This window comes from Myxococcales bacterium (assembly GCA_016703425.1).
Lineage (GTDB): Bacteria > Myxococcota_A > Polyangia > Polyangiales > Polyangiaceae > JADJCA01.
This window is the reverse complement of record JADJCA010000002.1, coordinates 67,397-81,414: the sequence shown is the minus strand read 5'-3', so window position 1 is coordinate 81,414 and position 14,018 is coordinate 67,397. Positions and strand designations below refer to the sequence as shown.

Below are 14,018 nucleotides of genomic sequence, written 5' to 3'. Positions count from 1 at the left end.
TGGCGGGTTGCCTTTTGCTCTACCGACAGGCGTATCGGGCCGCGTCGAGGTTCAGGTGCTTGATGAGTGTGTCGAAGTTCATGGCGTTGGCCCTCGCACAGAGGCCGCTCTTCGAGCTGAGGGCGCCCGACGTGTATTCGACCTGCAAGACGGCCTTGCCCGCTTGGATGAACGGCACGAGGGCATCGCACTCGTTGTAAGCAAAACACTCCTCGTTGATGGCGAAGTCGACATCGTTCAAGAGCGCCGGGATGTCCGCGAGGTCGTTCTTCAGCGCGAACGACATCCCCTGGGCGTGGGCCTCCGCGGCCAGCGTGCGGATGAACGCCTGCTGCTCGCCGGCGGTGATGCCGGTGCCGGGATTGTTGTCGCGGGAGTCGACGTCATCGGCCTCCACGGCATCGCAGTGGCGCTGCGCCGCCATCGCGATGCGCGACTTCATCACGTTGACGACGACCGGCTCACGAACATCGAGCCAATATTGACCGGGCCAACCTTTGACCGCGTTGTGTCGGTACGGCGCCAGCGTTGCCGAGTCGGGGCGACCTGGCTCGTAGGCCGTGTCGAAGTAGCAGATCACCTTGCGACCCGCCGCGTGCAAGGTGTCGATGGTCGCCTGGCTCGTCTCGAAGAGGTCGATGTCGTAAGCGGCGACGTTCAAGGAGGTGTCGAGGTTGCCCGTCCCACTGAGCTGCCATTGCCACGACGTTCCAGGCTTTGGCATCCACCGCGAGGCCGATGGCGGCGGCGGCGGCGGCGGCGGAACCGACGCGTCGACGGTGGGGGGCGATGGCGCGGCATCCGTCTGGGGCCCCGGCATCGCGCACGCCTGGCGGGGTCCGTGCGTCAGCACCCGCGTCGCGCCTTCGCCGTCGCAGCTCGGCCTCGTCCTGGCTGACGGCCATCTCGCCGTCGGCGTCGTCAGCGCCGTCACCGAGCGCGGCGCACGCCGCCGCGCCCGTCGACAGGAAGAGCGAGAACGCGAAGAGGGCGAGCTTGTCGGTTCCAAACGAGATCGAGTCAGCCATGAGGGCACCTCCGAGACCCGATGCAGCGAGAGTCGTGCCGACAAAAGTGCCTGAAATTGCGGCCTAAATTGGTCGCATGGGGTCTCGCCGATGAGAGCCCTGTCTCACGCGTGAGAATCGTCTGTACCCATGAGAATCGCCGGATGGGGAGCGTTGGCGCTGGGACCGCGCCGCGAGCTCAGGGCGCGGTCGGATCTTTGGCCCGCAGCCCGAGCCGCTCGAGCATTCGGTAAAATGTCGGTCGCGCGATGCCCGTCTGCTCGACGGCGCGCACCACGACGCCGCCCGATGCCTCGAGGGCGCGGGTCAGGTACGTGCGCTCGAACCCCTCGAGGACCGTACGCTTCGCGTCATGAAACGGCATGGCCCACAGGGCGTCGTCCGATAGCGGGTTCAACGGCCCGTCGCCATCAAAGAGCGCCGTGCGATCCCGAACGCCGAGGAGCGCGTGGCGCTCGATGACATTTTTCAGCTCGCGCACGTTGCCGGGCCAGCGATGCGACCGCAGCATCGCCGCGATGTCCGGCGCGAGCTCTACGTCGTCGCGCCCCAAGGCGCGACGGAGGAGCATCGCCGCGAGGGGCTCGATGTCGTCGATGCGATCTCTGAGCGGCGGAACGACCACGCGGGCAACGGCCAAGCGATAGAAGAGATCCTTGCGGAAGGTCCCGTCGGCGACGGCCGAGGCCAAGTGACGGTTCGTGGCCGCGACCACGCGGACGTCGATCTTCTTCTCGTCGCGGCCACCGACGGGCCTGACGGTGCGAAGCTCGAGCACGCGCAGCAGCTTCGGCTGCATCTCGAGCGGCAACTCTCCAATCTCGTCCAAGAAGAGCGTGCCGCCGTGGGCCTGCTCGAAGAGTCCCATCCGCTCTTGAAGAGCCCCGGTAAAGGCGCCCTTCGCGTGACCAAACAGCTCGCTCTCGATGAGACCCTCGGGAATGGCGCCGCAGTCCACGGCGATGAAGGGGCCGCCCTGGCGCGGAGACTCGTCGTGGACGCCGCGCGCGAGCACTTCTTTTCCCACGCCGCTCTCGCCCTCCAAGAGGATCGTGACGTCGGTTCCACTGGCGCGCTCGAGGGTGCCGAAGACGTGACGCATCGCCGTCGACACGCCCAAGGCGGCGCCGAAATGGTCCCGCGTGGCCACCACGAGATCGCTCAAGCCCGAGTCGAGTTGAATCGCCAACGACGTCGTGCCCAAGGTGAGCGTGGCGTCGCCTGTGAGCGTTGCTTCATGCACGCGCAAGCTGCCGAGCACCGTGCCGTTGCGGCTGCCGTTGTCCCTCACGATCAAGCGGTCCGCGTCGAACAAGAGCGTTAGGTGTTCTCGTGACACCGTCGTGTCGGTGAGACGCAGGTCCGCGCCGTCACCGCTCCCCACCACGAAGCGTGGCGCTTCGACGCGCGCGCGAAGGCCCGCGTCGGGGCCCGACCGCACCGTCAACGTCGCGGCGCGAACGCGCACCGACGCCTGCCCCTTGGGTACCGCTTCCGTCAGCGCGTCGTCGGTCGCCATGGTTCCTCGAATCCTACGAGAGGTGCCGCCGCGAAACGGCCTGCGCGGTCCGAGCGGTTGGTGCCGCTCACGAGCCAAACGACCACGCCGACGCCGAGCGCAACGATAGCGCCCCCGGCAAAGGTGTTCGTCAGCAGTCGGTCGCGTCGGAAGGTGTCGAGCGTCTTCTGTGTGGGGCCGTCTTCGTAGGCCGCCTTGGCATTGAGCGTCTGCACGCCCAAGACGCCAGCCGTCGCGGCCAACGCGCCGCCGGCCCCCCAGGCGATCCAACTCGCCGTCGGTACCGAGCGCGCCTCTCGCGGTGGCGGCGTCGTCGTCTCGATTTGTCTTGGCGCCGCCGGCGAGGCTTCCGGCGACACCTCGATGGTCCGCGTTGCGCCCGCGTCGATGAGCACTTGATGCGTCTGCTCTCGGGTCGTGCGCAGCTCCGTCACGACGACGCGATGCGGGCCCGGAGGAAGGCGTCGCTTGATGGGCAACGCCTCTTCGGCGCTCCCGTCGATTCGGGCGGTGAAGCCGCGAGGTCCCCGCACCTCGAGCGTTGCGACCCGTGGCAGCGCGACGGCGAGACGCCGCTCCGCCTCACGGCGGATCTCCGGCGCCGTGTCAGGAACACCGAGGGCGCGATCGCAGTCTTCTGCAGCGCGCACCCAGTCGCCGCGCTTTTCCCAGGCCTCCGCGGCGTTGAGCCACGTCGTGGCGTGTGGCAACGTGCGCGCCGTTTGCTCGAAAGCGGCCGCCGCCGCCGCGAAGTCGCGGCGCGCGAAGGCGGCCTGTGCCTCACGGAAGGTCTCGCTTGCGGCGGCACGCGAGTCCGCCTCACGCGCGCCTGGCGTCTGAGCGAAGGTGGGGGCGGCGATGCATGTGTAGAATGCAAGCACTAGCAGCGCAGCGGGCGAGCGGCTTCCCCTCACGGCGCTCCTTCGTAGGGATTGCCGTATTTGGGTTTGGGTTTCGAAGGTCTTTGGGGGCGGGCCACGTTGGTCTTCCCGCGCGGCGCCGCGCTCGCGCTGGTCAGAGGAGCGGTCGGAGTTGGCGGATGGCTTGCCGTCGGCGGCGCGGCGGGCGCCACGGAAGACGACGGCGTCTGGGCCATGGAGACGTCGGGCGGAGGGGCCTCGGTGACCATCGCCGAAGGCGCCGACGCCGTCTCCGTGACGCGGCTCGTCGCGGCGCGACGCCACGCAACCCCGCCAAGCCCTATCAAGAGGAGCGCCGCGGCCCCGGCGGCCAGAAGAGCCGTGGCCGCGCCCTTCCTGGGGCTGCCGGCGCGGGGCTCGACGTCGCCCGGGAGCGTCGTCGCCGTGCCCGCTTGCGTTCGCGCGAGCTGCGCCTCCGTATCGTGCCGGCGCCGGAGGATTCGCTCACTGGCGAGACCGTTTACCCAGGCGGCCACGGACTTCGACGAAAGCGCGATGCCCTCGGCGTGGGCCGCGCCCTCGAGCGCGTCCGCCATCTCCTCGGCGCTGGAGAAGCGATCGGCGGGGTCCGCCCGGACGGCGCGCATGATCACGTCGCCCAAGGCTCGACTTGCCTTTGGGTTAACCATGCTCGGATGGGGGACGCCCTGGCCGGCGCGCTCGCCACGGAACTCTTCCGGAAGCCGTGCGCCGGCAAGAAGCTCCCAGAGGACGACGCCCAACGCGTAGAGATCGGCGCGTCGGTCGATGGCTTCGGAGCGGAATTGCTCCGGCGCCATGTACGCGAGCTTGCCCTTGCGGTTGCTGAGATCACGGCTCGCTTTGGCGCCCTCGGCCTTGGCCACACCGAAGTCCGTGAGCTTTGCCACGCCGTCCTGGCCCACCAAGATGTTCTGAGGCGAAACGTCCCGATGCACGAACTCGATGGGCTCGCCGGCTTCGCTCCGCAGCGAGTGCGCCGCGTGAAGCCCGCGAAGGACATCGGCGCCGATGCGCGCTGTCACTTCGTGTGCGACATCGCGAACGGTGCCACGCGCGGCGGCGGCGTCGATGAGGTGCGCCAAGGAGTCGCCCTCGACGAGGGCCATGGCCAAGAAGAGAACCCCGCCGCTCTCGCCGAGGTCGAGGACCTCCACGACGTTGGTGTGCGAGATGCGAGACGCTAGCCGAGCTTCGTCGAGGAACATGGTGCGGAAGCCCGGGTCGGCGGAGAGCTCCTCGCGCATCACCTTGATGGCGACGGTGCGACGGAAGCCAAAGTCGCCGAGTCGTAGCGCCGACCAGACGTGTCCCATTCCGCCGCTGGCCAACGGCGACAGGAGCTCATACGCCCCGAGGCGCGCCCCCGGCTTTAGCGCGGTCGTTGGCTCCGCCCCCGTGGCGTTCGCGGCGTTAGGGACATCGGCCGTCGCCGTCCGCATCCTTGCGAGGCTAGCACGCCGCGAAAACCCGCTGGGAACGGCGAGAACTCGCATGACGTCGCTTGACCCCAGGTGGCGTCGGCGGAGATTCTCGCTGCCGTGAGGCTGGCCTCTTGGACCATCGGCGCAGGGCTCTTCGGCTTCGGCCTGCTGGCGTGTTTCGTGGATGTCGACGAGACGCTCCTCGAGCGTGCCGCTGTGGACGCCGCGGCACGTGATGGCGGCGCGTCTTCGGATGCGGTCGTGGGCGTCGTCGACGGGGCCGACGGGGCCGAGCCCTACCCGGGGCTCACGTGCGGCAAGACCTTTTGCACGCCCCCCGGCGAGGTGTGTTGCGCCACGACCTTCGGCGACCCGGACATCGCCAACGGGGCCTGCTCCACCAAAGACCTGTGCAAGAGCGGTGACTTCTTCGGCTGCACGAGTGAGCGCGACTGCGCCGGCGCGGGGCTCGGGGACGTATTGTGTTGCGCTGTGCATGTAAAGGGCGCGTTCAACCTCACGAAGTGCGCGTCGAGCTGCGACGCGACGTCGTCGACGCTCTGCGATCCCAAGGGCTCCGTGTGTGCCCTGGGCAAGCGTTGCCTGCCGAGCACCGAATTCCCGAAGCTCTTCGAATGCACCGCCTTGTGAGTTAGGTCGGCGCTTCGCCGCGGACCTTCGATGCGAGGGCCTTCGCGCGGCGGCCCCATCCCAGGTGGACTTTTTCCAGCACCATCGGCCCGTTTCATAATCTCGCCGCGCCTCGGCCACCTTTGAGCCAACACCACGGCTTCGAGGTCGACCATGCAGCAGCAGCGAATCGCGCCCCCCACGGCGCCGGCAAGCCCCGCCACCGTCGCCACAACGCGTCGAGCGCACCTCCTCACGCGCGCCATGGTGGTCGCCGTACTTGCGGCCGCCCTCCCGGTCATGGCCACGGCTGGTTGCGTGGACCACACGTACGCGCCATGCGCCGGAAAAAAGGCCGGCGCCGCGTGCCGCGTCTGCCCACAGAACGACGACGCATGCGTCGAAACGATGGAAGTGAAGACCTGCAACGCGGCGGGTGCTTGCACGTCGTCGCCCTCGCGCGCGGCTGCACGCCCCGACCCCAACGACGGCCACCCTTGGCTCATCGACACGGGCGGCGGCTTCTGCGCCTCGTGGATGGGCGCGACGGATGGGCCCGGCGGAGCCCTTTGGGTCGGAACCGGGGCGGGCGTCTTCCGCCTCGCGGCGCCGGAGCCAAACGCCACGTTCCCCCTTGGCGGGCGGCCGACCGAGGTGGGCGGTGTCCGGGCGCTTCATCGCGGCATCGATGCTGTCTATGTGGATTTCGGCGGCAGCGAGGTGATTGAGTTCGGGGGCGCCTCGGCGACGCGAACGAGCTTGGGCACCGGAATCTCCGCGCCCATGGCGACGTCGGACAACGGGTGCGTCGCCGTGCGCCGCGGCGATGAGCTCGTCGTGCGGTCGCCCGGGGAAGGGGCTCTCCGAACCGCCCCCATTCCGCGTCCGAAGGACGGGCGCGAGCTCGTCATCGAGAGCGTCGTAGGTACCGATGATGGCTTCCTCGTTCGGACCTTTCGCCACAGCTCAGGCGAGCTAGGCGCCGTCTACCGGGTCTCGTGTCCCGGCATCGCCGTCACGGAACTCGCGCGCGGTCGCGCCGTCGCGAACCTCGACGACTTCGCCCGCGGCAACGACGGAAGGGTTTGGGCCATCGACCGCTACAACGCTTCCGGTGGTGCGAGCCAGTACCGGCTGATGCACTCCGAGGATCAGGGGAAGACCTGGGCTGCCGCTTCGGTACCTCATGGGTGGCAGTCTTGGAGGGTCGCCGTGCGCGGTCGTTGGGTCGTGGCGGCAGCCCCGAAGATGGACGCCGTTCTGCTGTCCGTCGACGGGGGCAAGAACTGGTCGCTCGAACTCATCGAGACGCACTCCGCCGTGGGGGAGTTTCATACCCTCAGCGTCCACGTGTCGGACCGCGGCGTCGTGACGCTCGGTGGAAACTGCAACTACTTGATTCATCGGCGTGCGCCGCTCCCCATGACACCGTGAGCCGGACGAGGGGCTCCGCGTGCCCAGAGGAGCCCAAGTTCCAGCTCGAAGGCGTCGAGGGAGCGGCGCGGACCTCGCCTCGTCGCCGCGCCGGGTAACGCCAGGCGTGTGCGCTACATTCGGGCCCGGGGACCGCGCACGCCCAAGATGTCTCCCTTTGGCCCATGCGTGGTACACAAGCGATTGGCTCATGAACACGGAAGATCTCGCTTCCGCCGTATTGGTCCGGCGCTACCGGCTGCTTCGTCCCATCGGCGAAGGTGGCATGGGCGTCGTCTACGAAGCGCAGGACACCGACAACCAATCGCGCTGCGCCGTAAAGCTCCTCCGTCGCGAGTTCGTGAACAACGCGGCCGTTACCGAGCGCTTCCTCGACGAGGCCAAGGCGTGTCAGCGCCTCGCCCATCCCAACGTCGTTCAAGTTTTCGATGTTCGCCGGGCCGAAGACGGGACTCCGTTTTTCGTGATGGAGTTCCTCGACGGAGCGCCGCTCGCCGCGTACCTCAAGGGCGGCTCGCGGATCCCCGTGCCCGACGCGGCGAACGTGCTCCACGGCGTCCTCTCGGGCCTGTCGGCGGCGCACGCGGCGGGCATCGTCCACCGCGATCTCAAGCCCGAGAACGTCGTCCTGGCGCGTGACACGACGCCCGGCGGCTCGGGGGGCCTGCGCGCGAAGATCCTCGATTTCGGCATCGCCAAGGTCATGGACCTCGCCGGCGGCATGGGCGCACGCACGCAGACCGGGATGCTGCTCGGGACGCCCGCGTACATGAGCCCGGAGCAAATCCGCAACGCGAAGGAGGTCGACGCGCGCTCCGATCTCTTCGCCTGCGGCGCGCTCTTCTACGAAATGCTCTCCGGCCGTCAGGCCTTCGGCGCGAGCAACGAGTTCGCAAAGCTCACGGCGGTGCTCACCACCGAGCCAGAGCCGCTCGAGCGCATCGATCCGTCGCTGGCGTCGCTTGGGGCGTTCGTGTCGCGGGCCCTCGCCAAGGATCGCAACATTCGCTTCCAGTCGGCGGACGAAATGCTCGGCGCGCTCTCGCACGTCATGGCGGGCTATCAAGGTTCGCTGAGGCCGCCCGGCGCTTCAGCGGCGCCCCCGGGCCTAAGCGGTGCGCCGGCGTTGCTCGCGTCCGTGGGCCCGGCGCCTGCCGGAAAGAGCTCCACGCTCGCCAGCGCTCCCTCCGTGACCTTCCACGATCGCATCGCCGAAGTGACCGTCGACGGCGGTGGCTCGCGTCGCGTGGTCCCCGCGTGGATGGCGGCGCTCCTCGTCTCGGCGGCGCTCTTCTTCGGGTTCTTGCTGGGGCTCGCCGTCGGGCGAACGATGTAGCTCTCGGTGGCGAGAGTGCGCCGGGCAGGCATCGAGCGACATGATGACCGCGGACGAACCTTCCCGTTCTCAAGACTTCGATGTCACCATCGATGCTCTCGACGACGGTCGCATTGCCACAGCACTCGTTGCCAGCGAGCGGTTGCTCCGCGGCGACAAGACGCTGATTCCTCGGCTCCTCCGGGCTCGGGCTCTTTCGAAAGCCTGGCGGTTCGCCGAGTCGGAAGCGGTCCTGCTGGCGGAGCCGACGGACGACCTATCCGCGGAGCAGCAGTGGGTGCTCTATCGCTCCTGGGCTGTTCTCCGCGGAGAACAGCGGCGGCACTTCGATGAGGTCGAGTGGCTCCGGTGTGCCACGGACTTGAGGCCGACCGAGACCTCCGGATGGATCATGATGGGCTGCGCCTACGCACTGGCTGGCCGTTTCACCGAGGCCGCGGCGTGCCACCAGAGAGCCACGGTCTGCGACGGGGATCCGGACGAGGCGTTCTTGAACCTCGGCTACGTACTCCGGGCAGAGGCGCGCTTTGAGGAAGCGCGGGAGGCGTTCGCGAGGGCCCTCTTACTCACCCCCGACTATCCGGAAGCACGGTCGGCCTTGGCCGACGTGTCAAAGGCGCTTGCGGCGTCGCGAAGGCAGAGTCCGACGACGCGGAAGGCCACGTGGAAAGCGGCCATCGAGGGCTGGCGCTCAGATCGAGTCGCATCAGGACTGGTGGCCATGGATCGCTACGATGCGCTAGACCCCCACTCGGAGCCGGCCAAGATCCTTCGTGCGGAGATGCTGATCTCGATCCGTCGTTTCAGCGAAGCGGAAGCCTCGCTCCTTCGCGTGGACGACTCGGGCAAGGCGCGTGCGTCCTGCTATGCCGCATGGGGCTCGCTACGCGACGCACAGGGGCGTTTCGACGAGGCCATCAGTTGGTACGGCCGACAGCTTGAAGTCGACCCTAGGTCCGGGGCCGATACCGCAATGGGCACCTCGTACGCGATGTCCGGTCGCTTGGACGAGGCCGAGCGTCGTTTCCGTGGTGCCATGCGGCGGCCCGGCGACCCGTCCGGCGCGCAGCGAGAGCTCGGCCACATCTTGCGCATGCAGCTACGACTCGACGAGGCGCGCGACGTGCTCGAGGCGTGCCTGCACAGGAAGCCCCGGTCGGAGCGGGCCAGGCGCTCGTTGGAAGATGTCGCTCAAGCCTCCGCGCTCCTGGGCAACGCGCGGTAGCTGTCGACCTACGGGAGCTTCGCGCTCAAGAACGCTCGCAGCTTGATGAGCGTCTTTGGGTCCCGCGTGAACGAGGGCGGCACGAAGGCCTCGGACCACGCTTGCACCTCGCGGAGGAAGCCGTCGCGGACGGTGCCGTCGCCGACGATGTCGTCGACGGTGCGGCCGCGGGCCGCGCCTTTGCGGAGATTCTGCACGTAGTTCTCGAGGCGCGGGTAATCGTCGCCGAGAAACTCCTGAACGACCATGGCGTCTTCCGCGAGGCGCTGGAGGCGCCCCTCGTCGGACTCGGGGTGCGCCGACACGGCGAGCGCGGCGGCCACGCGCAGCACGAAGGCGTCGTCCATGAAGCCGAGATCGTCGATGCCGTCGGGGATGAGATCGAGCGACTTGAAGATGTAGTTCAGGCCACCGGCCACCGAGCGGCGCGACTCTTCGGGGACGTCCTTCTTCAGCACCTCGGCGAGGATGGCCGCGTCTTCACCGAGCGACTTCAGCCAGTTGGGAAAGAGCTCGAGGAAGCGGGCGTCTTGAGAGCCTTCGGTCATGGTGCCCCACCGTAGCAAAGGCCGGGGGCCGTACCAAGCCTCGCCTCGCGCACGACGCGTCGGAGCCGCCGCCCGAATCGCTGCGGCCCTCGGTGGCGTCACTCGTTACGCGGCCGTCAGGCGGGGACGCGGCTCTCGTTGCCCGTGCGCTGCGTCTGCTGCGGCGGCGAGTGCATGTTCTCCATCAACTCCTGGAGCAGATCGCGGACCTCGGCCTTGCCCTTCAGGTGGTTGAGGAGCAAGAGCGACGCCTCGTTGAAGGCCTTCTCGTAACCGAGGCCTTCGCGCGTTCGCGTCGCCACCTTCTCGCGACCCTGCGAGAGATCCTCTTCGAGGGCCTCCGCATAGCGGGCGAGCTGCGCGCGCAGCTCGTCGATCTGACGACGCAGATCGCGTGCGTGAGCTTCTTTCACGCCGCCTTTTTCTTCGCGCTCGAGGAGCTGCTCCTTGCGCAGCTCGAGGACCGCTTGCGCGGCACCGGAGCGCTCGAAGGATGCTCGCAACGCCGGCCCTGGCGCGGACTGCGCTGTGGCCTGATCGGCGGCGCTCTTGGCCTGTGCCGCGGCGCGCTCCGCGTGCTGCACGAGCTCGCGGAGGCGCGTGGCTTCGTGTTGCTCCGTCGAGACCTCGCGGAGCGCTCGCGACTCTTCGTGCGCGAGCTCCTCGACCTTGCGGCCGATCTCGGCGCGGAGGGCGCGGCCGCGTCGTTCGAGCGACTCGAGCTTGCGCGTGTGGCTCGCGACTTCGCCTTCGAGTCGCGTGGCGCGCGACGCGAGATCCCACGCTTGTGCGACGGCGGCTTGGATCTCCGCCGGCGCGTTGGCCGACGGGTACGCCCGGCTCACCATGCGCGAGAAGAGCGCGGCGCGGCTCGCCCACTCGATCACGCCGGGCGATTCGGGCGGTGGCGGCGGCGGCGGGGCGGCGACCTCGCCGGACGCGCTGTTCACGTCCCACGCGGTGCTCGGGATGGCGCGCTGCAGGCCCTTCAGCTCTTCATGGAGATGGTGGGCGTCTTGGTGGCGCTTGCGCTTGTCCTTGTCGAGGAGCTTGAGGATGATCGCTTCCGCCGCCGGGAGCACGTCGGGCTTGATGGAGCGGGGCTTGGGCGTGGGCCCGGTGCGCTGCAGCTCGAGGAGCGTCTCGCGATCGTTCGAGCGGAAGGGGAGCTGCCCCGTGAGCATCTCGAAGAACAAGACTCCGAGCGCGTAGAGATCGCTTTGCGGTCCTGCTTCTTCGCCGCGCGCTTGCTCCGGCGACATGTACTCGGGCGTTCCGAAGACGGCGCCCTTGGGCGCGAGCCGCGGATCCATCGCCAAGTGGGCGAGTCCGAAGTCGAGGATCTTCACGAAGTCTTTTCGACCGCCGCGCGACGACAAGAGGATGTTGTCGCTCTTGAGGTCGCGGTGCACGACACCGAGGTCGTGGGCGCGACCGAGCGCCGCGCACATCTGCTCGAGGATGTCGACGCTGCGCGCCAGCGGCATGGGCCCCCGCGCGAGCTCCGTCGAGAGCGACGTGCCGACGAGGTACTCCATGACGAGGTAGAGCTCGCCCTCTTCCGTCTCGCCGATGTCGTGGATGTCGATGATGTGCGCGTGGTCGACGCGGTTGGCGGCGCGCGCCTCGCGGAGCATCCACGCACGAAGGTGCGTTTCACCGCGCAGGTCGGGCCGAATGAGCTTCAGCGCGACGACCCGCTCGATGAGCACGTGACGGGCGCGATAGACGACGCCCATGCCACCTTCGCCGGCTCGTGCTTCGAGCCGGTACCGACCTGCGACGACCCGACCGAGCATCGGATCGACGGGTTTGCCTCCTGAAGAGACTCGCTGCTGCTGATTCACGCGTGATCCGGAGCTCCGCTGACGACGCGATACGGGGAACGCCCTTGCTGCAACGTGCCCAAAGTGAGGCTCGAGGCTAACAGGAGAGCTTGGCCCAAACCAAGGGCCAACCAGGGGGGAAAGAGGCCCACGCGCGCGATTGGTCACACCTTCGGAGCCGAAGCTCTCGCGTGGCGTCGCGCGCGCTGGCTCTCAGAACGCGACGCGAACGAGCGGCATCCGGACCTCGGTGCCGGCGCTGGCGACGCCAAGGCGCTTTTGCTCCGCGAGCGAATAGACGGGCTTCACTTCCGGAACGGGCAGGCCCAACCGGAGTGACGGGCGCGACCAATCGAGCAGCGACGTCGGCGGAGTCGCCGGTGCGGCGGCTGGCGGAGTCGCCGGGGCGGCCGGGGTCGTTGCGGGCGCGGGCGGCGGGCTGCCTGCCGGCGGCGCGCCAATGACGACGCTGCCACCGACGGTTCCCGGATCGGCCGGGGGACCGCTCGGCGCGCGATCTTCGCGAACGCCATCGACGGGCTTGTAGGTCGTGGCGTTGAGCACCATGACCACCGCCGGGATCACGAGGGCGAGACCGCCTGCGAGCATGTAGACGGGCACGCGGCCGTCGTCGACGTTCTGCTCGACGAAGTAGCCGCCGACGCCACCGGCTGCGGCACCGAGGCCGGCGCCGACGCCGTAGGCCACGCCGCTCTGCACGTTCGCGAGGGCCATGGGGATCGTCACAATCTCAGCGCCGAGGAGCGCACCGCCGACGATGCCCTTGCCGGTCGGCGAGACCTCGTCAGCGTGGGCGGGGGAGGCCGCTGTCAGGGCCGCGAAGGCCGCAAGCAGCGGCAGCGTGGCGCGGGCAGTGGTAAAAATTCGGGACTCGCGTCGTGCGTGCCGCATCTCGTTCTCCATAGGGTTCGACTGCACGAAAGAAGGTTGCGCGAACCTATCACGGCGTTCGGACAAGGCACCATCCTATAGAGAGACGCCTTTCAGAATCGCGAGCGCGCCGGACTGGGCGCCCGTGTCGGGTCTCGCGGGGGCGCGAACGCCGCCTTTGTCCCCCAATTCGCTGCGGAGCCGGTAGCGTCTGGCCAGACGAACCGCGAACCCCAGGCGAAACGATGCCGAAAGCACGGAACGTCGGATCAGTCATGAGCAACACGTTCCAACGAAGGAGCGCGCGCGCCGCTCTCGGCGCCGTCGCGGTGGTCGCCACGGTGGCGTTGCTTGGCGGCACCGTCCGCACGCTCCCGCTCTTGATCGATCCCAACATTCCCACGAGCGCGGCGTGGCTCTTCGCGCGGGCCGTCGCGGTTCTCGCGCTCGAGGTCGCGATCGCCCTTGGGTGGCCTGTTGGCTGGAGCCTCGCGCTCGCGACGCTCGTCGAGCGGGGCGAGGCGCGCGCCTACCAGACGCTCGGGACTTCGCCGGCGGAGCTGGCCGGAAAGCTCGGTTTTCAAGGCCTCGCCATCGCTGCGGTCCTCTTCGGCGTCTCGTGGTCCGCGGCGCTCGACGCCGAGCGCCCGGGCCGTGTCCTCGCGGATCTTGTCGTCGCGAGTCGTTCCGCCTGTGAGTCGGAGGGCGCGCTCGCCGCCCGCGCGATCCCCATTCCGTTTTTGTCGGCGCACTGGCTCTGTTCGCCGGGCGTTCCGCCTCGTCTCTACATGCCTTTGCCGCGGCCGGAGGGAGCGCTCGCGACGGCCACGTCCCTTTACGTCTCGCCTGATGTCCGAAGCGTTCGCCTCACGGGCGCCAACGTTGAGATGGGCCGTGCGTCGCTCAAGGTGGGCGAGCTCGAGTTGAAACGACTCCCGCCGCTCGTCGCTTCCGCGACGATTGGGCCCTTGGGCCGGGCCGCGTCGATTTCGGCAGCAACGCTCGTGGCCGCGTGGGGCGTGGCGTGGCTGGTCCTCAACCTCGCGATAGATCGGCGGTTGTGGGCGATTTCGCTGGCTGGGACTGCGGGCCTCGCGGGCTTTGGGGCGCTGCGAGGGCTTGATCGCCTGGGCGTCGGGGACCGCCCTTGGCTCCTCGGCTTGGTGCCCGTCGCGACGCTCACCGCGCTCGCCCTGGGGGCGCTCTTAGTCGTAGGCTTGCGACGAATCAGGGCCACTGCTACTTCATAGGGAGAACG

12 protein-coding genes are annotated in these 14,018 nt (G+C 68.7%); 5 read left to right on the top strand and 7 right to left on the bottom strand.

The window, feature by feature from the left end:
• Positions 1-19: 19 nt before the first annotated feature.
• The 4 genes from IPG50_06590 to IPG50_06575 all read right to left on the bottom strand — a co-directional run bounded on the left by IPG50_06590 (position 20) and on the right by IPG50_06575 (position 4,888).
• On the bottom strand, positions 20-820 hold the full coding sequence (locus IPG50_06590) for an endo alpha-1,4 polygalactosaminidase (GenBank protein ID MBK6691858.1): 801 nt from the start codon (positions 818-820) through the stop codon (positions 20-22).
• A gap of 386 nt (positions 821-1,206) precedes the next feature.
• Complete coding sequence (locus tag IPG50_06585; GenBank protein ID MBK6691857.1) at positions 1,207-2,547, bottom strand: sigma 54-dependent Fis family transcriptional regulator; 1,341 nt, start codon at positions 2,545-2,547, stop codon at positions 1,207-1,209.
• Positions 2,526-3,461 carry a hypothetical protein gene (locus IPG50_06580; GenBank protein MBK6691856.1) on the bottom strand — a complete coding sequence of 312 codons (936 nt, stop codon included), beginning with the start codon at positions 3,459-3,461 and terminating at the stop codon, positions 2,526-2,528. The genes IPG50_06585 and IPG50_06580 overlap by 22 nt, the downstream gene beginning before the upstream one ends.
• Positions 3,458-4,888, bottom strand: a complete 1,431-nt coding sequence (locus IPG50_06575; GenBank protein ID MBK6691855.1) for a protein kinase — start codon at positions 4,886-4,888, stop codon at positions 3,458-3,460. The genes IPG50_06580 and IPG50_06575 overlap by 4 nt, the downstream gene beginning before the upstream one ends.
• A gap of 99 nt (positions 4,889-4,987) precedes the next feature.
• Here IPG50_06575 and IPG50_06570 point away from each other — a divergent pair, with 99 nt between their 5' ends.
• From IPG50_06570 to IPG50_06555, 4 genes are all read left to right on the top strand, one after another.
• Positions 4,988-5,521, top strand: coding sequence for a hypothetical protein (locus IPG50_06570; protein ID MBK6691854.1), 534 nt, complete (start codon positions 4,988-4,990; stop codon positions 5,519-5,521).
• A 153-nt stretch (positions 5,522-5,674) separates the two neighbouring features.
• The gene (locus tag IPG50_06565) at positions 5,675-6,934 is read left to right on the top strand and encodes an exo-alpha-sialidase (protein MBK6691853.1); all 1,260 of its coding nucleotides are present in this window, start codon (positions 5,675-5,677) and stop codon (positions 6,932-6,934) included.
• 190 nt (positions 6,935-7,124) lie between these two features.
• Positions 7,125-8,270, top strand: a complete 1,146-nt coding sequence (locus IPG50_06560) for a serine/threonine protein kinase (GenBank protein ID MBK6691852.1) — start codon at positions 7,125-7,127, stop codon at positions 8,268-8,270.
• Positions 8,271-8,310: 40 nt separating this feature from the next.
• Positions 8,311-9,495, top strand: coding sequence for a tetratricopeptide repeat protein (locus tag IPG50_06555; protein MBK6691851.1), 1,185 nt, complete (start codon positions 8,311-8,313; stop codon positions 9,493-9,495).
• Positions 9,496-9,503: 8 nt separating this feature from the next.
• Here the strand turns inward: IPG50_06555 and IPG50_06550 are convergent, their stop codons facing one another.
• The 3 genes from IPG50_06550 to IPG50_06540 form a co-directional block, all read right to left on the bottom strand.
• A complete protein-coding gene (locus tag IPG50_06550) occupies positions 9,504-10,043 on the bottom strand; it encodes a DUF1232 domain-containing protein (GenBank protein MBK6691850.1) in 540 nt (179 codons plus the stop codon).
• Between the two features lie 116 nt (positions 10,044-10,159).
• A complete protein-coding gene (locus IPG50_06545; protein ID MBK6691849.1) occupies positions 10,160-11,890 on the bottom strand; it encodes a protein kinase in 1,731 nt (576 codons plus the stop codon).
• A 192-nt stretch (positions 11,891-12,082) separates the two neighbouring features.
• Positions 12,083-12,781 carry a hypothetical protein gene (locus IPG50_06540; GenBank protein MBK6691848.1) on the bottom strand — a complete coding sequence of 233 codons (699 nt, stop codon included), beginning with the start codon at positions 12,779-12,781 and terminating at the stop codon, positions 12,083-12,085.
• Positions 12,782-13,035: 254 nt separating this feature from the next.
• Between IPG50_06540 and IPG50_06535 the strand changes: the two genes are divergently transcribed.
• Positions 13,036-14,010: a hypothetical protein gene (locus IPG50_06535; protein MBK6691847.1), complete on the top strand. Its 975-nt coding sequence runs from the start codon at positions 13,036-13,038 to the stop codon at positions 14,008-14,010.
• The last annotated feature ends 8 nt before the right edge of the window (positions 14,011-14,018 follow it).

Coding starts and splice junctions, on each gene's coding strand:
- IPG50_06575 (MBK6691855.1), bottom strand. CDS start 4,888: ATGCGGACGGCGACGGCCGATGTCCCTAACGCCGCGAACGCCACGGGG.
- IPG50_06590 (MBK6691858.1), bottom strand. CDS start 820: ATGCCGGGGCCCCAGACGGATGCCGCGCCATCGCCCCCCACCGTCGAC.
- IPG50_06555 (MBK6691851.1), top strand. CDS start 8,311: ATGATGACCGCGGACGAACCTTCCCGTTCTCAAGACTTCGATGTCACC.
- IPG50_06565 (MBK6691853.1), top strand. CDS start 5,675: ATGCAGCAGCAGCGAATCGCGCCCCCCACGGCGCCGGCAAGCCCCGCC.
- IPG50_06560 (MBK6691852.1), top strand. CDS start 7,125: ATGAACACGGAAGATCTCGCTTCCGCCGTATTGGTCCGGCGCTACCGG.
- IPG50_06535 (MBK6691847.1), top strand. CDS start 13,036: ATGAGCAACACGTTCCAACGAAGGAGCGCGCGCGCCGCTCTCGGCGCC.
- IPG50_06550 (MBK6691850.1), bottom strand. CDS start 10,043: ATGACCGAAGGCTCTCAAGACGCCCGCTTCCTCGAGCTCTTTCCCAAC.
- IPG50_06540 (MBK6691848.1), bottom strand. CDS start 12,781: ATGCGGCACGCACGACGCGAGTCCCGAATTTTTACCACTGCCCGCGCC.
- IPG50_06585 (MBK6691857.1), bottom strand. CDS start 2,547: ATGGCGACCGACGACGCGCTGACGGAAGCGGTACCCAAGGGGCAGGCG.